The following is a 20086-nucleotide window of genomic DNA, read 5'->3' on the forward strand; positions in this document are numbered from 1 at the left end:
TTATTGATTGTCTTTGATATGGTTTACAGGATTCTCATTCGCGGCGATTCGGCTTTGGAAATATACCGCCGTCAGAGAGAGGAGCATACATACCGCGCCCGCAGCAAGATAGATCCAAGGTGAAAGCGAGATACGATAATTATAGGTGGAGAGCCAATGCGTCATGATGACATGAATGACAGGCACGGCTATGACAAATGCCACCAACACATAGACGGCGAATGTGCGCAGCAGCTTCACGAGGATTTGTCGGTTGTTGCTTCCGAACACCTTGCGCACGGCGATTTCCTTATAGCGTTGCTGAATGAAATACAGGCTCATGGCGATTAGCCCCAACAGAGAGATGACGATGGCAATAAAGGCAAACAGCATGACAATCTTTGAAAGACGAATCTCTTTGTCAAAGAACATTTGCAGTTGCTGGTCTACGAAAGGCTTTTCAGCTTCCACGTCCTCTTTGAACACCTCTTTATAGATTTTTCTTATCTGCTCGTATCCTGCCATAGGATCACCAGTGATTTTCATCACGAAATGCCACGGACGTAAGACTTCTTTATGGTAGATCCACACGCCAATGGGGTGTATCTCGCTGGTGATGTTTCCAATCCGGAAGTCTTTGAGCACGCCTCTGATAGGAGTCTTTTTCCCGGAAGGACCCAAATCAATGTATCTTGCGTCGGGTTTCAAGCCAACTTCCTGAAGGGTATGCTGGGTGACGTAAATGCCTTCTTGGGATGCCAAGTGATAATCTTTTACAAGTTGAAGCCCCAACACCTTGAAATAATTCTCATCGCCCCTGAACATTTGGAAGCTGAGCGTGCGCCCGTTAATCTCCATCGTCTGGTTGTTTCCTCTGTCCAACGGGATGCCTTGACAAGCGGTGATGCCCTTAACAAAAGGTAAATGAGCTATGCGTGACTTGAATTGTTCGATGGGCACACTGTCAGCTGAGGGGTTTTCGATTTTGATCAGGTTGTCGGTGTCGTAGCCCAACGGAGCCGATAAGAGATGGTGGGTCTGCAAACCAATGGTCAACGAGCACGCCAACAACAAGATGGTTGCCGCGCTTTGCAAGATGATGAACAGTTTGCTGAATCCCATCTTCACATGGGTGCGAAACGTTCCACGAACCACATCAATGGGTTTCGAGCGTGAAATGAATACAGCGGGGAGCATACCTGCCAGTATGCCTACCATTAAGACGAACGCAAAGATGACGAGCAGATTGGTTGGGCTGAACAGGTGAACCATGTTGATTTCGGTTACCAGCAACTTGTCGGCATACTTTACAAATGCGAATGCCAAGCCAATGGCGATGAGCAGGGAACACAAACACATGACAATACTTTCCAATATCAGCCTTTCCATGATGTGCTTTCGCTGACTGCCAAAGAGACGTCGGGTAGCCATCTCTCTTGCTCGCCTGCCGGATTGTGCCACCGTGAGGTTGATATAGTTGAAAACGGAGAACAGAAGTATCATGATTTCTACTGCAAACAGCATGTTGACGAGTTTCCGGTCGCCTCGCGATGTTGCACCCGACGAGCTTCCTATCTCTGAGAAATAAAGCTGCTTGAGCGGAACAAAGACCATCTTGGTTTTGACACCGGGCATCTGGTACAGCCAGTTTACGTCTTTCATGAACTTGTCGATGTCCTTGCCTTTCGTCCTGATATCATGATGGGGCTTCATCAGAAACATCAACTCCGCACCCGTGGCGTTGTTCATGTACTCGCTGGTCATCCCCGGATTGATTCCCTTTACGTTCTCGAAGCGCGCGATAACGTCGGCACCGTCAATGCTCGAGCCTTCCATCTTGCGTGCCACGCCCGTAATGACAAGGCGAACGGTATCGGAATAAACCAAGGGCTTGCCTATCGGATCAACATTGCCGTAGAGCTGCCGGGCTGTCTCCTCGGTCACCACTGCGCTATTCACTGCATCCAACACATGGTTGCGATCGCCGCGAATCAGCTCAAAATCGAAGATACGATAGAAAGTAGAATCCGTGAAAAGAATACGTTTCATCACTTTCTCGGTGGTGGGCAAGTTCAATTTAAAATTGGAACTAACTAAAGCGCAACTACTTTCTATCTCTGGATAACGCTGTTTCAGGTGCTTCTGTATATACCAGTGTGAGCCGGTGGTGGCTTCTTTCTGCCCGTTGTGCTCCATATCATAGCCCTGCGCATAGATACGGTCGGCCTTGCTGTGCATGGTATCGACGGCGTATTCCTGTTGGGTGTACAAGCCGATGATGATGACGAACATCAGGCTGATTGACAGTCCGAACACGTTGATGGCGGTATACACCTTGTTCCTCGAAAGGAAGGTGAAATAAGATTTGAGATTGAATAGTTGCTTCATGACTTATTTACTTGTTATTTCGATACCAATATGAGTTGCTTATTGCTCCTGCGCCAATTCATTTTACTTGTTATTCCAAAACCAAAATTTCGTTGTCTTTGTAGCTTTCGTACCCGCTCACGATGACTCGCTCGCCGGGCTGAAGACCTTCCAGCACCTCGTAATACTGCGGATTCTGCCGTCCGATGCGGATGTTGCGACGGTAGGCTTTCTTGCCATCCTTGTCGAGTACGAAGATCCATTGCCCGCCCGTCACGCTGTAAAACGTTCCCTTGGGGATGAGCACCGCCCGCTTCGACTCGCCCAACTGCAGGTCGACATAATAGGTCTGGCCCGTTCGGATGTTGGTCGGACGCTTGCCGCTGAACACGAAATCTATCTTGAACCTGCCGTCTTTCACCTCGGGGTACACCTTGCGCACGGTGAGCGAATAGTGCTTACCGTTCTGTTCGAAGGTCGCCGTGAGCCCTTGGTGCACCCGATCGATGTAATGCTCGTCGACCTGCGCCTCCACTTTATAGTCGCTGAGGTCGTTGATGACACCAATCTTCTGTCCTGGAGAGATACTCTGTCCCAGCTCGATGTTGAGCTGTCCCACCTCGCCGTCGATTTGCGAGCGCACGTTGAGATGCTCCTTGCGCTGTCGTACCAATTCCACATTGCGCCTCATCGACGAAAGGTTGTCGTTCATCTGGTTCATCTGCGCGCGACGGAGCTGCGCATCTTTCTTGAGTCGTTGCGCAATCAGTTCGTTCTTTTTCACGGCTAATTCGTAGTCTTCCTTAGCCTTGAGATATTCCTCGCGACTATTGAGCTGCTCCTGCTGCAATGCTGTCTGATGGTTGTAGGTTCGCTTCTTGGCCTGTACGTCCATTGACAGCTGTGCTGCCTCGTTCTGATTGTTGAGTCGGTCCTGTTCCATCGTAATCTGCGTGTTGCGAAGCATGTTCTGCTTCTCCGCCAGTTCGCTTTCGGCATTGAGGATTTCAAGGTCGAGATTGCTGTTGTTCAGCCTCACGATGACATCGCCCTTTCTGACATGGGAGCCTTCCTCCGCCACTCTCTCCATGACTACGCCGCCTTCTTCCGGCGAGATCTGCACCACCTGGATGGGCACCACATTGCCGTCTACGCTCACATAATCGTCAAACTGCGCTTGCTTCACGTCGCCGATGCTCAGCCCCCGACTGTCGACTTTCAGTGTCGATGAGAAATTTCCCAGAGCCAACCACAGCAGCGCAGCCACCACAATAACGCCTCCCCCTATCCAAGTCCAATACTTTCGGGGTATCCAAAACTTCTTTTGTTTTATTTCAATGTCCATGTTCGTATTCCTTTATAATAGTTGACCAATCGTTGTTTCATCTCAAGCATCAACTGCATTTGCAGCAGTTTGATGCGGCTGTCGAGCAAGGTTTGCGCCGCTGTATGCAGGTCGAAAGTCGAGAGCATGCCCTCCTCGTACTTGCGCGACGCCAGATGCCAGGCTATGGAGTCGGCCGCTGTCTTCCGTTCCATCTTCATGAGCTCACGCGAATAACCGTCACGGTCGAGCACCGCCTGCGCAATATCATCGTGCAGTTTGCGGTGCGCGTCTTCCAAATCGAGCTTGCTTGCCTCCCATTCGGCTCTCGCCCTGCGTGCGGCACGCCAGCGCGAAGGCATGAAAAGGGGGATGGACAATGAAAGGTAGACATATTCGCCCATGTTGTTGTTGAACTGTTTGCCGAAGTTGTCGGTCTTACTGCTGCCCTGCGAGAGATTGCGGTAATAGTTGGTGTTGATTCCTCCGCCCAACGCCAGGACGGGCAGCAGCTGTCCGCGTTGTATAAGATAATGGTAGCGGGCGTTCTTGACATTGAACGCTGCCGTCCTCACTTCCGGCGATTCAGCTTGGAAAGCGGCATAAAGGTTCTCGGCATCGTCGGCAACAGACAGGTTCGCGGTCAACAGAGTGTCGAGGGCAAGCGTATCGTCTACGGGAAAATTCATCTCCGCTTTCAAAGCCATCAACGCCAAACTGGCTGCGTTCTGCTGGTGCAACAGGTTGTAATCGTCCTCCGCCACCTGGCTTTCCATCTGCGCCACGTCGGGTCGCGACTTCTCCCCAAGGTCGAACATCGCACGGGTCTTGCGAAGCAACGCCTGACTATCGGCCAATTTGCGCCGTGCCAAGCCAATGCTCTGCTGGCTGTACACCGCCTCCACGAATTTCGCCATCACGGCTATGGCCTTGTCATCGGCAGTCTTTTGCAGAACCGTCATACTTTTGGCACGCGCCAGTCGAGCTTGCTGAAAGGCATTCCAGGTACGGCCACCATCAAACAATGGCACCTCCGCCCCAATGCTGTAATAATTGTTGAAGGTGGTGATGGTGTTGTAGGTGTTCGTCTCTGGGTTGATGTTACGTCCCCAGGCATACTGCGCCGTGGTCTGTGCCGACACCGTGGGCAGAAGGTCGAGCCTCGCCGTGCGCTCGTCAACCTTGCTCTGTCGCACCTCCAATCGCTGTTTGCGCACTCCGTTGTTGTGCTCCACCGCATACTGAATGCAGCGGTTCATGGTCCAAGTCTCTTGCGCCAATAGCGGAAGAGCGGCCAAATCTAATAATATTATCGTAATTGCTGTTCTCATACGCATAAACAGTTGCCAATGCCGTGCCAGAAACATAACATCTTATCTATCTGCACGTTGCGTAAAAAGCGCGATTACAAGCCTGTCCAACAATTAGACACTACTGCCCAATTATTTGACAGTGAGGCCCACAGTCCCCACGATGTCCTCTCATGCGGCGCACTGGTTTTTATGATATGATTTTTAGACAACGGCTTGATACTAAGGAGAAAAAAGAATATCTTTGCAAAAACAACAACCTTTCCGCCACTCCCGTGAAAGGCTGTGCAACTGGTAGACAGACATTAGACAATAGATGAAACAAGGTAGCATACTGATAGTTGACGACAACCGCAACATCCTCACCACGGTGAAGATGCTGATAGAAAATGTATTCGAGCATGTCGCGGCGATAGCCAAACCAGAGAATATCCCCACCCGCCTACGCGAGGACAAACCCGACGTGGTGCTGCTCGATATGAATTTCCGCAGCGGCATCAACAATGGCAACGAGGGACTCTTCTGGCTACGCGAGATCAAGAAACTGAGTCCTCGCACACAGGTGGTGCTCTTCACGGCTTACGCCGATATTGAATTGGCGGTGACGGGCATCAAGGAGGGCGCAACCGACTTCGTGGTAAAGCCTTTCGACAATGCCAAACTCATCGATACGCTCACCAATGCCTACCGAAAAACCCAAAAAACCATCCGGAACGCCACCACCCATGAGGGAGAAATGTACTGGGGCGTGTCGCCGACCATGCAAGACCTGCGCCTGATGGTGGAGAAAGTAGCGGCCACCGATGCTAACATCCTCATCACGGGCGAGAACGGAACTGGCAAGGAAGTGCTGGCCAAAGAGATTCACCGCCTGTCGAAACGGCACGACCACCGGATGATGCCCATCGACATGGGAGCCATCACGGAGACGCTTTTTGAAAGCGAACTCTTCGGACACACGAAAGGTGCTTTCACGGATGCCAAGACAGACAAGCCGGGAAAGTTTGAACTGGCGGAGGGAGGCACGTTATTTCTCGATGAGATAGGTAATCTGAGTTATGCGTTGCAGGCAAAGCTGCTCACGGCCTTGCAGCGCAGGAGCATCGTGCGTGTGGGAGGCAGCGAGCAGATTCCCATCGATGTGCGACTGATTTGCGCCACCAACCGAGACCTGCAAGAAATGGTGACCAACGGCGAATTTCGCGAAGACTTGCTCTACCGCGTTAACACCATTCACCTGCATCTGCCGCCCTTACGCGAGCGCAGGGAAGACATCACGGCCTTGGCGGACATTTTCCTTAAACGCTATGCGACGATGTACAACAAGCCAGAGACAAGATTCTCGGCCGGCGCCATGACCAAGCTCGAAGAACAACCTTGGTACGGTAACATTCGCGAACTGCAACATGCCATGGAGAAAGCGGTTATCCTGTGCAGCGGCACGACGATTGCCGAGGACGACATAGAGAGTGGCCCCGCCCGACAGGAGAAACCAATTGAGGACGTGCGCACGCTCGACGAGATGGAACGAAGGCTCATCGAGAAAACCATCCGTGAATGCGATGGTAACCTCTCGCAAGTGGCATTCAGGTTAGGTATCTCCCGACAGACTTTATACAACAAGATTAAACGCTACGGACTATAAGCCCATGAACGTGATTGTTATCATACTCTGCCTGGCATTGCTTGCCGCCATCGTTGCCTATCAGCAACTGTGGCGACGGTATCGGCGCGACCTTGGCAAGGTGACATTCATGTTCAACGCCATAGACATCGGCGACTATACTTTCCAGTTTCCCATCAACAAGAAGTACGGCAGCGAGCTTTTGCTCAACGAGTCGCTCAACCGCGTGAAGGAAATCCTACAACACGCCCGAGATGAACAGATAGAACGGGAAAAATACTTCGAACTCATACTCGATTCGGTGGATACGGGCATCTTGGTAGTCGACGTGGAGCGGGGCATCGTACTCCGCAGCAACCGGGCCGCACTTAACCTGCTGCAGGTGGAGACCATCACTCACATCAATCAGATTAAGGAGAAAATGGCGGGATTCTCTCTGCGCGAGACCCACACAACTCTCAAGAGTCGTCGGGTGCGCATCATCGGCTTCAGCGACATCAAAGGCGAGCTGGCCAACCAAGAGATAGACAGCTGGGTGAAGCTCATCCGCGTACTCACCCATGAAATCATGAACACCGTCACACCCATCATATCGCTGAGCGACACCCTACTCCAAAACTCACAGGGCGAGCAACGCCAGGGATTAGAGGTCATCAGCAGGACTGGCAAGGAACTGATGCGCTTTGTGGAGAATTACCGCAAGTTCACGCATGTGCCCACACCCACACCCACTCTGTTCTATGTCAGACCATTTCTCGAACGCATGGTGAGCCTCATTCGCCCGATGTTAAAGTCCGACGTGAACGTGAGCTGCGAGGTAGAACCTGGCGACTTGCTGGTGTATGCTGACGAGAGCCTTGTCAGCAGGGTGGTCAACAACTTACTGAAAAACGCTTCCGAGGCCATCGGAGAGGAAGGGCAAATCACACTGCGCGCATACACCAACGCGCAGGAATCCGTCATCATCGACATCACCGACAACGGAGCGATGATTCCCGATGACGTGGCAAGCCACATCTTCGTGCCCTTCTTCACCACCAAGCCGCAGGGAAGCGGCATTGGTCTGTCCATTTCCCGACAAATCATGCAGGCTTGCAATGGCTCCATCGATCTCATCACCGATAAGACCGACGGACTGACCACCTTCCGCCTGACATTCTTTTAACCCAACTCAAGTCTTGGATTTACATATTAGGCAGTCATGGCGTAGGCTCCAAGAGCTGCCAAGCTTTTGCTGTTCTCAATCATCCGTATGACAGAACTTTCAGATTTCGCACCGATTTTTCTTTACAAAATGCCTCTCATAATTCTCGTGTAGACCACCAACGGTACAATTGGTCGCAAATGCGCCAAAAATGAGTTACATTTGTAATCCTTTGCTATTAAATACGTTATACCAAAGCCACCTCTTTTCATTCCTATTTTTACCGCTTCTTGTCGGCAAAAGCATGGAGATAAGCATCGAATATGCATGCTTTAAGGTTGCAATAGCATGTGAATAACACTTCAAAAGGATGGTTCTAAGTGCGTAAAGTCAATGCTCTAACCTAAAAAAGACGTTTACCCTGATTAAATTGGCGTACTTTTGTCTACCGCTTGCCTATTGATTTTTTCTATTTTGAAGATTTTCAATGGTCGTTTTTTGGTAAAACGATAGAACAAAAACAATGGTTTCGTTGTCCAAAAATAATATGGCTTAAAAGGCGCAGCTCGTTCATTGAAGAGGATTTGTTGTACCATCAATGAAACAAACGTACAAAGATTGTTATTTCCAACAAACCACCTTTCTTCAATGAAAGAGCTGTGATGAATATATGGATTCATTCCCCAAGAGCCGTCAAAACGTTCTCTATGTTTCAGGAAAGAGTACCACTCCCTCTTGCTTCTGACCATCCATCAAAATACGCAATGGGGCATCAAACCGAACATGGCGAACATAAGTGGTCTCTTCGACAGCTGGCATGGCATCCAAAACATCTTGCCTGAACAAGCCACTGCCACCCACTTCATCAATCGTAAAATAGCCCACACCGAAACTGGTGAGGTTTTGAAAGAAGTGCGTGCCTTGACTTGGGTCGATTCGGTAGTTGTTTAATGTGGTTTCAACAATGACCTTTGCACCGCTAATTTGTGGCCACTTTACGGGAATACCCAACCAAGGATCGCTCGAACCCCAACGTCCCGGACCTATCAACACATAACCTTGACCACGAGATAAGAACTGCTCGTTGAGCTTTTCTATTTCCCCTACAATCGCAGGATTATTCTTCGCTGTGAAAGAAGCATTGGTTTTTACATAAACAACGTCACAAACATCGTCCATGATGCCATGCCCTAACGAGTTGTGCGAACGCAACAAACACCGATCATCGGCGATGGCGACAACGTCCTCGTCGAGCATTTGCTTGGAATCGACAATGGGACGAATTTGCAATAAGTAAAATTCTCCTGTCCTATCGGCATTGATATCACAGGCAAACTCTATCTCCACGGGGCAACGCATGCTCTCCGCACCATAGTTCATCGCCATTTGCATGATGGGTGCCAAAGGGAACACATCGTGTTGCAGCACGCTACAGAAAGATATAATCTTGCGCCCTCCGTCGTACAGTCCATCTCTAATCATCTGATTGTTAGGGTCGTAAGTAGACGCAATGTATTGCAGCGAGCCATCTTTCTCTGCAGATTTTACATCTAACTTGAGGATGTTGAAACCGTCGTCTACCTGAAAATCCTGTCCCACGTGAGCCGTATCGAGGGCATAAAATTGCGTTTGGGTCTCGCGCAACGCCTTTTCCAGTTCACTGGTTTGCAGGACATGGCGAGGATGATAAGGGGATACACGCAAAGTTTGACCACCATCTACGATGTATTTACCCAATCCCAAAGCCAATGAGGCAATGCCCTCCTCGGCCTTTTCGTTGCCAATGGGATAATAATTCAACGAACGCAGCACCCCACTTATCTTGGGATAATAGTGCGTATCATACTGCTTGCCCACCACTTCTTGCAGGATAACCGCCATTTTTTCTTGATCGATCAGGTTGCGGGTAGCTGTCATGTAAGCCTTGGAATCGTGATAAAACACCGATGCATACACGCCCTTGATGGCACAGGCCAACATTTGGAGCATCAACTGCTTGTCATCAAGCGCGGGAATCATATAAGTCGAATAGATTCCGGCAAAAGGTTGATAATGCGAGTCTTCCAACAACGAACTGGAACGAATGGCTATCGGACTCTTGGTGGCATCGAAAAACGTGATAAAGTCGTCGCGCAGACGCTCTGGCAGCTTGGCTTGCAAGAAACTTTGCAGTATCTCTTCGTCTGTTGCATCGCTTAAAGCAACGTCATAAAGATTGTTCTCGTCCATGAATTGGTCGAACAAATCCGTACAAAGCACCAGCGTTTTCGGAATTTGCACCTTCACTCCTTCGTACTGATTAAAGTCGGGGTGCATCTTGATGATATGGTCTAAGAAAGCAAGGCCACGCCCTTTTCCGCCCAACGAGCCTTCGCCGATACGGGCGAAGTGGGCATATTGGTCGAATTTCAATCGGTCGAACACCGCTACCACGCCAATGTTTTTCATCTTACGGTATTGCACAATGGCATCGAAGATGATTTGCCGATGCGCCTGCAAGTCTTGCAATTTGTCCCAAGTGATGTTTTTAAGAAACTCGGAGATGGGGAAAATTGAGCGTGCACTAAGCCAACGACTCATGTGATTGCGCGAGACATGGAAGCGAAACGAATCGTCTGGTATCTTAAAAATGTTGTCTTGCAGCTCTTTGAGCGAATGCACGCGCATGATTTCCTGACGGGTATGAGGGTCTCTGAAGATGAAATCGCCAAAGCCCATGTGTTCTTCAAAGATATGACGGAGGTCTATTCCCATCACCTTCGAGTTCTTGTCGACAAAGCGGAAGCCCTCCCTTTCGGTCTTTTCTCGATTGCTCGACTCCGAGCTTTCCACTATCAAAGGTAGGTAAGGGTCACGCTTGCGAATCTCGCGCAACAGTTTCAAGCCCGCTTCGGGGTCTTTCACTCCGCCTTTAGGATAACGGGCATCGCTGATAACGCCTAAGATGTTATCCGCAAAACGATTGTAATAATCCATCGCTTCCTCGTAGGTTCGAGCCAAAACAACCTTTGGACGACCACGCATGCGCAACGTAGCAGCATGTCGATTCAATGCCTCAAAGGACAAATGCTTGTTCTGTTCCAATATGTAACTGTACAGATTGGGCAGTATGGAACTGTAAAAACGAATACTGTCTTCTACCAACAATATCATTTGCACGCCCCCTTCGATGATATCATGCTCCAAGTTCATCTTGTCTTCCATCAGCTTGATGATGGACATAATGAGATTCGTGTTGCCCAACCAACAAAAGACATAATCGAAAATGCTCAGGTCTTCGTTCTCCATCCTACGCGTAATGCCATGCGAAAAAGGCGTGAGAACGATGCAATGAATATCAGGAAAGGCACCTTTAATATTGTGCGCTACGGTAAAAGCATCATTGTCAGCGGTTCCTGGCATACATATCACCAAGTCAATCGGTGTGGACTGAAGAATGCGGGTAGCCTCTTCCGTGGTACTCACCTGTGTAAAGGTGGGCGGATAGCGTAAACCCAACTCCATATACTCGTTGAAAATTTTCTCCTCTACCCTGCCGTCATCTTCCAACATGAAGGCGTCATAGGGGTTGGCAACGATTAAGACATTATAAATACGTCGCATCATGAGATTGACAAAAGTCACATCCTTCAATAAAAAATTACGCCATTGAGAAGGCACAGAATCGTTCATAAATGTTTTTTTCAAGAAGTAAGAACTAACCAAATGAAAGAGGTTTCCAAAATGAAGAACTTCCTTTCATTGGATCATATAGACACGACAAATGTAGGAAATACAATGTATATGTACAAATTTCCAACGAACTTTCATCTGTCCTCCCGACAAATATTATATAAGGTGTAATTCCATCAGTTTTCACATTTATAAACATTGACATCGGAATTTATCCTTTTATATTTGGTAGGTATTTATAAATAAACTATATTTGCCACGTCTTGGATAATATCCATGACATGTATAACCAACTAATTAAATAAATTCTACTATGGAAATTGAAAAAATCATGCAAGACCTGGAGAAGAAGCATCCAGGCGAATCTGAGTATTTACAAGCTGTCAAAGAGGTGCTTATATCCGTAAAGGACGTGTACAACGAGCATCCAGAGTTTGAGAAAGCTAAAATCATAGAGCGCATTGTTGAGCCAGAGCGCATCATCATGTTCCGCGTACCTTGGGTAGACGACCAGGGAGAGGTTCATGTTAACATTGGTTACCGCGTACAATTCAACGGCGCCATTGGTCCGTACAAAGGCGGATTGCGTTTCCACCCATCTGTGAACTTATCTATCATGAAGTTCTTGGGCTTTGAACAAACTTTCAAAAACGCATTGACTACATTGCCTATGGGTGGTGCCAAAGGTGGTTCTGACTTCTCTATTCGCGGAAGAAGCGATGCAGAAGTGATGAGATTCTGCCAATCATTCATGTGCGAACTCTACAAGCATATTGGGCCAAGCACTGACGTTCCTGCTGGAGATATTGGTGTTGGTGGTCGTGAAATTGGCTATTTGTTCGGTCAATACAAGAAGTTAGTAGGTCGCTGGGAAGGCGTTCTCACCGGTAAGGGTTTGGAATATGGCGGTTCTCGCATTCGTCCAGAAGCAACAGGATTTGGTGCTTTGTACTTTGTGAACCAAATGTTGCAGACACGCAACATTGACATCAAGGGCAAGACAGTAGCTATCAGCGGTTTCGGTAACGTAGCATGGGGTGCAGCTCTCAAAGCTACAGAATTGGGAGGAAAGGTGATTACCATTAGTGGTCCTGACGGTTACATTTACGATCCCAATGGCATCAGCGGCGAAAAGATTGCCTACATGCTCGAATTACGCAGCAGCGGTAATGACGTTTGCAAACCATACGCCGACAAATTCGCAGGCTCTGAATTCCATGAAGGCAAGAAACCTTGGGAACAGAAAGCCGATATTTACTTGACATGTGCTACTCAAAATGAGTTGAACGGTGAAGATGCCGATCGCATTTTGGCCAACAAGCCTCTCTGTGTAGCAGAAGTAAGTAACATGGGATGTACAGCTGAAGCTGTTGACAAGTTCGTTGCAGCCGGACAACTCTTTGCTCCTGGCAAGGCAGTGAACGCTGGTGGTGTGGCAACATCGGGTCTTGAGATGACTCAGAACGCCATCCGCTTGAGCTGGAGCGAAGCTGAAGTGGACGAGAAGTTGCACTACATCATGCACTCTATCCACGAACAATGCGTGAAATACGGTACACAACCTGACGGATACATCAACTATGTGAAGGGTGCTAACGTGGCCGGATTCATGAAAGTAGCCCATGCCATGATGGCTCAGGGTGTGGTATAAACCCAAAATAACGTAGGGTGAAGTTTCAAAAAATAAGTATTTTATTTTTAATTCTACTGACAGGCTTTACCTTTCTGCTGGCTCAAAAGCAGAAGGGTAAAGCCACTTATTATTCTAAAAAAGCGACAGGAGCACGCACAGCCAGCGGAGAAAGGCTGCACCATGATAGTATGACGTGTGCCCATCGCACCTATCCATTTGGAACATTATTAAAGGTAACCAATCCTTCTAACAAGCAAGAGGTGATCGTCAAGGTAACTGATAGGGGACCATTCACGCGAGGAAGGATTATTGACTTGTCGTGGGGAGCAGCCAAAGAGTTGGGAATACTCGCCGACGGCGTTGCCATGGTGACGGTAGAACGCGTCGATTCGGCGGACATCATCAAGGTTCCATACCGTTCAAAGGAAAGAAGAGAACTGCCAGAGCTTGACTTTGGCGTTTCTACCGAAGGGGGTAGTTTCATTGATGCATGGGCGGAACAACAGAAACAAAATGCCCATCAAACGAAAGAACAGCTCACTAAATTCAAGAAGGACAATGCTTTAGAAAACAAAAAGAAAACCTTAAAACCGAAAGAGAAACAGAAAAAAAAGAGATAAGAAGAAAACATAATCAACCACTTATATGTAGTTTTTATTTTTTTTATAGTAATTTTGGCATATAAATTCTAAAACTATAACATCATGCATGCTTTCTTATCATCTTTATCAAATAATTGGATTATTTGGTTCTACATTATAGTTTTACTACCTTTTGAAATTTATGATACTTGTAAAGAGAAAGAAAGAAACAGCAAGAAGATTCTCATGCTTCTTATTTGCGGCAGTTTTGCCATAATAGCTGGAATACTATCTTGTATTAAGGGAAAGAACTTGACTATCAGCCCGACTCCTCTTTATATAATCCTCCTTATTTGTTACATAGAAAGCATTACCACATTCTTACAAAGTAGGACAAAAAGAGACCTCGCTTTCCTATGTATATTTTCATTTTTTATGGTAATAATGATACTAAACTTCCTATGAAGAAATTAGTAGCAAGGATAGTTCCTTATGTTGGTTGGGAATGGGGAGACTCTTCTGCTGCATACTGCATCTCTAATCTATAATGATCATAAGAAATGAGGGAAATCGTTCTTACTCACATTTCCTATTTCATACTGCACGCTAGCATGAATTTTTCAATCTCGCTGAGTATTATTTTTGTATTCTCCCAACCAAACCAACCCAAATCAAGAACAAACACCTTCAGCAACCATGGTGGCTCTTCCATGCCTTCTAACGGAATAAACACAGTCCGAAAAATAATAATTTACCCACTTTTTTAAGAGAAAAGTAGTGAACCACTTTTGTCTTCCTTGAACGATGGCAGAATCAATAAAGATAAGGGCGAAACAGCAATTTCATTATTTTTACGTACCTTTGTCACCAAACTCTTAATATAGAAATATGAGTAACAACTTATTATCAGGAAAAAGAGGCATCATCTTTGGTGCCCTTAATGAGCGATCTATCGCTTGGAAAGTAGCTGAAAGAGCTGTTGAAGAAGGTGCTAAAATCACATTATCAAACACGCCCGTAGCAGTGAGAATGGGCACAGTGAGTGCCTTATCCGAAAAGCTTCACTGCGAAGTAATACCCGCTGATGCTACCAGCGTGGATGACTTGGAGAATGTGTTCAAGCAGTCTATGGAGATTCTTGGTGGCAAAATCGACTTCGTGTTGCATGCCATCGGCATGTCACCCAACGTTCGTAAGCATCGTACTTACGATGATTTGGACTACAAAATGCTGGACACGACGCTCGATATTTCGGCTGTTTCTTTCCATAAGATGATACAAAGCGCCAAGAAATTGGATGCCATTAACGAATATGGGTCTATCGTTGCGCTCAGTTATGTAGCCGCACAACGCACTTTCTTCGGCTATAATGACATGGCAGATGCCAAGGCTTTGTTGGAAAGCATTGCGCGCAGTTTTGGTTATATCTATGGCCGAGAGAAGCATGTGCGCATCAACACCATCTCACAATCTCCCACCCTCACCACCGCTGGTCAAGGAGTTAAGGGCATGGATAAGCTCTTTGACTTTGCCAATCGCATGTCTCCACTGGGTAACGCATCAGCAGAAGAGTGTGCAGACTATTGCATCGTGATGTTCTCTGACCTCACCAAGAAGGTCACCATGCAGAACCTTTATCACGATGGTGGCTTCTCTAACGTGGGAATGAGCCTGCGCGCCATGGCCACTTACGAGAAAGGATTAGATGAATATAAAGACGAAAACGGAAAAATTATCTACGGATAAACGCATTACAACAACCAATTATAAGGGCGACGCTACTGATGTAACGTCGCCCCTTTTTATTTCTTCCACTAAAAAAGCAATCTACCAACGGTCTAAAAACCGTTTACTTGCCTTGATAAGTACCCATGAAAAAGATAGTACCCGTACTATGTTCAACAATGGCATACATGAAAGGACGGTTGGCATGGAACATAATAGGACGAGAAGGGGGTGCAGCTGCATCAAGTGTCTCAACCACCGTGACGGCTGCGGCCTTTGAGCCTTCCTCATCAACCTCAATCTTTGCCTTCTGTAAAACCATGGAAACGAAAGCTTTTGCCTTTGACATTTTTGTCAAATCGGCCTTGCCACGCTCAAACATTGTGTTCATCCCTAACAGCTTCAACACATCGTTCAACTCACGGGTGTACGCAGATGTAAAGCGTGGAAGCTTCAAATCAACCTCACTGCTATATGTGTTCTTCAGATTGTCTTTCCACTTTTTGGCGTCCATGGTCTGCAACAAGCTCGACAAATCCTTTCCCTCACGAGGCAAAAGCACCACCATTTCGTACGATCCATTGCCGTATGGAAGCACCACAGTCTGATAGTTGTCGTTCTCTGCGGCAAAGAATCGCTCTTTCTGATGCATCATTTTCACCGTCAACTTCTTGCCGTCAGCCTGCGTAAACGATTCTTGCTGCGTACGCTTTTTATCAAACTGGCGATACCAAATGCCTTTGAAATACAACGCATTGAGTAGATAGGTAACCGCATCTGGATGGACACGATCCAACAGTTTCGGCACCATACCGTGCGTGAGTTCACTCGCCCAGAGGTTGATAAACGACAAAGTAGCTGGTGAACTGAAATCTTGATTGGTTACAAGTGCCTGATATTGTTTTTCAACCACATTCTTAAAGTCTGGCTGCAGCGGTTTATTTTTGTTCGCAACCACAGCATTGGCTATCGAAACCTTGGTCGACTTGTCCAACTTTGGCGATTCTATCATGAGTTGATGGCAAAGAGAATTGATGTCATCCGCCTTGCCTGAACGGAACTCAAGACCCTCCAAGATTTCTTTCTGCGTATCTCCTACCGCTCCATTGGCAAGCATGCCGAGCGCATAGGTCACGCTCAACGGTGAGACAAACACGTCTTGCTGCTCGCCTTTCGACACCTCTTTAAAGAACTTCCAAGCAAACTCATTGCTGTTTTCTACTTGCGCTTGCTGCGCTGTTGTCAGCTTGATGGTTCCCGGATTATACTTCACGTTAGGTGTAACAGGTTCGTCTTCACTACACGATGTCAGCATACCAACCGATAAACAACATGCACCAATTAAAGGAAAAAAATGTTTCATCATATCTATTCTGTTTTAGTTATCTACTGATAGAATGACGAAAACATTGAAATCTTGCACCGATTTACAATTTATTTTTATTTTTTACCCCAACAGTTGCTGCGCTTTTGGCATCACCGAATAGCGTTCGTAGATGTGTAAGCCAAACACTGGCGCCATGGTGTACGCCCATTCCATGATTTCGGCCAAGTTATGTTCGTAGACAATCCACTCTTTATTGCTCAGGAAGAAGTAAAACTCGATGGGCAACCCTGTGTTTGTAGCCTCTAACTGGCGTACCATGCAAGTGAGTTCTGTATTCACTTCGGGCGACTTTCTGAGCCAGTTTTCCATGTATTTGCGATACAAACCCAGGTTTGTGAGGTCGCCTTTCAGCTCTTGCGTCGTCAGGAATCCCTTCTCCTGACACATATCCTTCAGCTCCTGCGTCGCCGGTTTAATGGACAGAAAGTCGAAATAAACCAGTCGTTTCACACGTCTTCCGCCACTTTCCTGCATGCCTTTCCAGTTTTGGAACGACCCATCTACCAGCGTCTTGGGCGACACCGTCACAATGGTATTGTCAAAATTCTGCACCTTTACCGTGGTGAGCGTCATCTCCATCACCTCACCATCCACGGTTGTCGACGGCACTGTAATCCAGTCGCCACGCCGAATCATGTCGTTGCTGGTAAGACGGATGCCTGCCACCAACCCCTCAATGGTATCCTTGAACACCAACATCAGCACGGCAGAGGTAGCACCCAGACCTGCAAACAGCTTCATCGGACTCTTGTCTATCACTAAGGCAACCACCACGATGACACCGATGAAGATGGCAACTATCTTCAATACCCCGCAGAACGATTGCAAATACTGCTGCTTACTTGAGCTATTTGTGGTCTCGAGATGGCGGAACGAGTTAATCACGGCAATGCCCAACTGCACCGAGGTCACCGTGATGTAGATGCTGGTGAGCCGGTTGAGCATCTCTTGCACAAACGGTGCTTCAAAAAACACTAACGGCAACAGTTTGTAAATGACTACCGCTGGAACGATGGCGCAAACCTTGAGCAACACGTCGTGGTTGAGCAGCACCTCGTCCCACGTGGCCTTAGTCCGCGCAGTGATCTTATCAATGACAGGAATCAGCAGTTTCTTGGCGATAATATAGCTAAGCCAAGAAAAGAAAATGGCTGCCAATGACATCGACACATAGCGCACAACGGGTACCGCCATGCCTGTAATTCCACACATCTGGATCAGATTTTCCACAACAATCCGTATCTGTTCCATCGTTTCTGTAATATCCCACATAATCTTTTATTGTTTATTCATGAATAATTTATCTTGACCTATACGTCATGGCAAGCACAACGCACGGCAAACTCTGTCTTGAAAAGCGCGTCCGTTTTTACCGTACATCACCCCTTGGTTGATGATGGCAAAGCACAGCAGGTGCCCGTTTGAAGCCTCACAATAGCCCGCCAAGCTGGTCACACCCGTCACGGTGCCCGTCTTGGCCCACACCTTTCCGCGGGTATAGGTGTCTCTCAGGCGTTTTTTCAACGTACCATCCACACCCGCGGTTGGCATCGATGGCAGCAGATGATGGTAAACGTTCTGGTGTTGATAGCCATATTTAAGCAACTTCACCAGCAGTTCTACGCTGACATAATTGTATAATGACAGTCCGCTACCGTCGGCAATTTTATACCGAGAGGCATTCAGTCCCACCTTATTAATTAGTCGGCGTACCACCGACCGCGCCTCTTTGGCCGTCACCGTTCGACCGTTTTCGCGCGGCACCAGCTGATAGAACAGCGCCTCGGCATACAGATTATCGCTCTTTTTCATCATCGGCAGCAAGATTTGGTCAATGCTGTGCGTCCGTTCACAGATGCGAATGGCTTCGGCAGGGCACTTTGCTACCGAACTGAAAGCCTCGACTTGGATGCCGGCCTCACGCAGTTCTTTCTCAAACTCGGTCATGAAGTGGTCTTTACGCCGGTACACCAAGGGTGACAACACGGGATTGTCGTCGTCCCAACACCATCCTTCACCCAACACGTCAAGGTCTTTCATACTCTTGTCGGCATACAGATTGCCGCGTATGGTGTCTACGCCAAGCGTTTTCATACAATCGGTAAAGGCACGCATGTCATCTCTACCAAACTTCGGATCGAAGCCCCCAACGCAGTAGAGATCGCCCGTGAGCGTGCGATTTTGTATCGTTCCGGTGTAATAGAGTGCGGTTTTAAACTGATAACTGCCTCCCAACTTGTCGAGTGCGGTGATGGCTGTGACCACTTTCATGGTGCTGGCGGGGCGCATCAGTTGACGCTCGTTGTGGGCGTAGATGACACTATCGGCCGTGAGGTCGTACACCATCATTCCCAACTGCGAGGTTTCAAACATGTCATGCGTAAGCAATTTGTCAATTCGTGCTTGCGCATTTTGTGGCCAAGGCAGTGCCACGCTGTCGTCCGAGAGCGTGTCCATCACGGCCACGTCGGTCACTTCCGAACTATCGTTATCCGCTATGTCTTCGTAAACCACCTGCGCCTGAAGGGGCATGTACATGCCCAGAACAAGCAAACAGGAAAGAATTTTTAATCTATTCATGTGTTTTGTGATGCGGAAGATACAGCCTCCGCCTGCTGACGCTTTGTTAATTCTTCTACAAACGCCTGTTCGTCCTTAGGTTGAACCGCCACCAAATGATGGGAACCATACTCGATGAGCAAGTAGTGAGACAGCCCAAAGTTGGTGTGCATCACCTTACATTGTACCACATCACGAAGGGGGACGCTTTGACTGCGCGAGAAACGACCTTTATCTATCAACAGAAACTCCATCTCCTCATCACGGTCAATGGGTTTGACACACGCAAAGGTATAGGTGGTGTGCAGCACACGTTCAATCATGCCCACGATGATAATAACGACCAACAGCCCAAATATAGCTTGCTTAATCCAAAAAAGATAGACAACAAGCATCGTAAAGAGTGCTAAGCCACACTTGAATCCCAAGGTGAGTCGTTGATGAAAAATACGTTGTGCCATGTATAAATAATAGCCTTATTGGACAAACGAACATCGTTTGTAACTGCAAAAATACGAAATTATTCACGTTTTCCCCGCTCACATGCAGATATTTACATTCTTTTACAATCGGGTTATACGCCGTAAGGTTTGCCCCGCAACAGTTCATTGGCATACCAAAAGGCTGCCACGGGTCATAGCCATGAATACTATGGAGCGAGGATTTTGTCAAGAAAAATTGTCGGATTTTAACACTTCCGCAACACGCATTCTAGACAAGAACAGCCCCTAAAAAGACGCTTTTGAAACCCTTTTCGGGTACAAAGCATACCCTTACGACA

Annotated in this window: 13 protein-coding genes; 5 read left to right on the forward strand and 8 right to left on the reverse strand. The window is 47.6% G+C overall.

The window, feature by feature from the left end; translation table 11 throughout:
- The 3 genes from NQ518_RS08145 to NQ518_RS08155 form a co-directional block, all read right to left on the reverse strand.
- Nucleotides 1-2367 (reverse strand): ABC transporter permease, encoded by a 2367-nt coding sequence (locus NQ518_RS08145; protein ID WP_227962321.1) that lies wholly within the window; start codon nucleotides 2365-2367, stop codon nucleotides 1-3.
- 70 nt (nucleotides 2368-2437) lie between these two features.
- Nucleotides 2438-3691 carry an efflux RND transporter periplasmic adaptor subunit gene (locus NQ518_RS08150; RefSeq protein ID WP_004349702.1) on the reverse strand — a complete coding sequence of 418 codons (1254 nt, stop codon included), beginning with the start codon at nucleotides 3689-3691 and terminating at the stop codon, nucleotides 2438-2440.
- Nucleotides 3676-5001: a TolC family protein gene (locus tag NQ518_RS08155; RefSeq protein WP_227962309.1), complete on the reverse strand. Its 1326-nt coding sequence runs from the start codon at nucleotides 4999-5001 to the stop codon at nucleotides 3676-3678. Before NQ518_RS08155 ends, NQ518_RS08150 begins: the two co-directional genes overlap by 16 nt.
- 295 nt (nucleotides 5002-5296) lie before the next feature.
- Between NQ518_RS08155 and NQ518_RS08160 the strand changes: the two genes are divergently transcribed.
- Both NQ518_RS08160 and NQ518_RS08165 read left to right on the forward strand, forming a co-directional pair.
- Nucleotides 5297-6625: a sigma-54-dependent transcriptional regulator gene (locus NQ518_RS08160; RefSeq protein WP_227962307.1), complete on the forward strand. Its 1329-nt coding sequence runs from the start codon at nucleotides 5297-5299 to the stop codon at nucleotides 6623-6625.
- A 4-nt stretch (nucleotides 6626-6629) separates the two neighbouring features.
- A complete protein-coding gene (locus NQ518_RS08165; RefSeq protein ID WP_227962301.1) occupies nucleotides 6630-7769 on the forward strand; it encodes a sensor histidine kinase in 1140 nt (379 codons plus the stop codon).
- A 684-nt stretch (nucleotides 7770-8453) separates the two neighbouring features.
- Here NQ518_RS08165 and NQ518_RS08170 read toward each other — a convergent pair.
- Nucleotides 8454-11420 (reverse strand): PEP/pyruvate-binding domain-containing protein, encoded by a 2967-nt coding sequence (locus NQ518_RS08170; protein WP_227206274.1) that lies wholly within the window; start codon nucleotides 11418-11420, stop codon nucleotides 8454-8456.
- 313 nt (nucleotides 11421-11733) lie between these two features.
- On the opposite strand from NQ518_RS08170, the gene gdhA reads away from it, so the two are divergent.
- The 3 genes from gdhA (at nucleotide 11734) to NQ518_RS08185 (ending at nucleotide 15380) form a co-directional block, all read left to right on the forward strand.
- Nucleotides 11734-13071, forward strand: a complete 1338-nt coding sequence (gdhA, locus tag NQ518_RS08175) for an NADP-specific glutamate dehydrogenase (protein WP_227206272.1) — start codon at nucleotides 11734-11736, stop codon at nucleotides 13069-13071.
- A 17-nt stretch (nucleotides 13072-13088) separates the two neighbouring features.
- Nucleotides 13089-13673, forward strand: a complete 585-nt coding sequence (locus NQ518_RS08180; protein ID WP_227962299.1) for a septal ring lytic transglycosylase RlpA family protein — start codon at nucleotides 13089-13091, stop codon at nucleotides 13671-13673.
- Between the two features lie 849 nt (nucleotides 13674-14522).
- Nucleotides 14523-15380, forward strand: coding sequence for an enoyl-ACP reductase FabI (locus NQ518_RS08185; RefSeq protein WP_227962297.1), 858 nt, complete (start codon nucleotides 14523-14525; stop codon nucleotides 15378-15380).
- 103 nt (nucleotides 15381-15483) lie between these two features.
- Here the strand turns inward: NQ518_RS08185 and NQ518_RS08190 are convergent, their stop codons facing one another.
- The 4 genes from NQ518_RS08190 to NQ518_RS08205 all read right to left on the reverse strand — a co-directional run bounded on the left by NQ518_RS08190 (nucleotide 15484) and on the right by NQ518_RS08205 (nucleotide 19766).
- A complete protein-coding gene (locus tag NQ518_RS08190; protein WP_227962295.1) occupies nucleotides 15484-16725 on the reverse strand; it encodes a serpin family protein in 1242 nt (413 codons plus the stop codon).
- An 81-nt stretch (nucleotides 16726-16806) separates the two neighbouring features.
- Nucleotides 16807-18018, reverse strand: a complete 1212-nt coding sequence (locus NQ518_RS08195) for a mechanosensitive ion channel family protein (RefSeq protein WP_227962293.1) — start codon at nucleotides 18016-18018, stop codon at nucleotides 16807-16809.
- A 45-nt stretch (nucleotides 18019-18063) separates the two neighbouring features.
- The gene (dacB, locus tag NQ518_RS08200; protein ID WP_227962292.1) at nucleotides 18064-19326 is read right to left on the reverse strand and encodes a D-alanyl-D-alanine carboxypeptidase/D-alanyl-D-alanine endopeptidase; all 1263 of its coding nucleotides are present in this window, start codon (nucleotides 19324-19326) and stop codon (nucleotides 18064-18066) included.
- Nucleotides 19323-19766 carry a PH domain-containing protein gene (locus NQ518_RS08205; RefSeq protein WP_227962289.1) on the reverse strand — a complete coding sequence of 148 codons (444 nt, stop codon included), beginning with the start codon at nucleotides 19764-19766 and terminating at the stop codon, nucleotides 19323-19325. The genes dacB and NQ518_RS08205 overlap by 4 nt, the downstream gene beginning before the upstream one ends.
- Nucleotides 19767-20086 lie beyond the last annotated feature (320 nt).

This window comes from Hoylesella buccalis ATCC 35310 (genome assembly GCF_025151385.1).
Classification (GTDB): domain Bacteria; phylum Bacteroidota; class Bacteroidia; order Bacteroidales; family Bacteroidaceae; genus Prevotella; species Prevotella buccalis.

Excerpts from the sequence above, each read along its gene's own strand:
- NQ518_RS08145 (WP_227962321.1), bottom strand. The coding sequence starts at position 2,367 with ATGAAGCAACTATTCAATCTCAAATCTTATTTCACCTTCCTTTCGAGG.
- NQ518_RS08150 (WP_004349702.1), bottom strand. The coding sequence starts at position 3,691 with ATGGACATTGAAATAAAACAAAAGAAGTTTTGGATACCCCGAAAGTAT.
- NQ518_RS08155 (WP_227962309.1), bottom strand. The coding sequence starts at position 5,001 with ATGAGAACAGCAATTACGATAATATTATTAGATTTGGCCGCTCTTCCG.
- NQ518_RS08160 (WP_227962307.1), top strand. The coding sequence starts at position 5,297 with ATGAAACAAGGTAGCATACTGATAGTTGACGACAACCGCAACATCCTC.
- NQ518_RS08165 (WP_227962301.1), top strand. The coding sequence starts at position 6,630 with ATGAACGTGATTGTTATCATACTCTGCCTGGCATTGCTTGCCGCCATC.
- NQ518_RS08170 (WP_227206274.1), bottom strand. The coding sequence starts at position 11,420 with ATGAACGATTCTGTGCCTTCTCAATGGCGTAATTTTTTATTGAAGGAT.
- gdhA (WP_227206272.1), top strand. The coding sequence starts at position 11,734 with ATGGAAATTGAAAAAATCATGCAAGACCTGGAGAAGAAGCATCCAGGC.
- NQ518_RS08185 (WP_227962297.1), top strand. The coding sequence starts at position 14,523 with ATGAGTAACAACTTATTATCAGGAAAAAGAGGCATCATCTTTGGTGCC.
- NQ518_RS08190 (WP_227962295.1), bottom strand. The coding sequence starts at position 16,725 with ATGATGAAACATTTTTTTCCTTTAATTGGTGCATGTTGTTTATCGGTT.
- NQ518_RS08195 (WP_227962293.1), bottom strand. The coding sequence starts at position 18,018 with ATGTGGGATATTACAGAAACGATGGAACAGATACGGATTGTTGTGGAA.
- dacB (WP_227962292.1), bottom strand. The coding sequence starts at position 19,326 with ATGAATAGATTAAAAATTCTTTCCTGTTTGCTTGTTCTGGGCATGTAC.
- NQ518_RS08205 (WP_227962289.1), bottom strand. The coding sequence starts at position 19,766 with ATGGCACAACGTATTTTTCATCAACGACTCACCTTGGGATTCAAGTGT.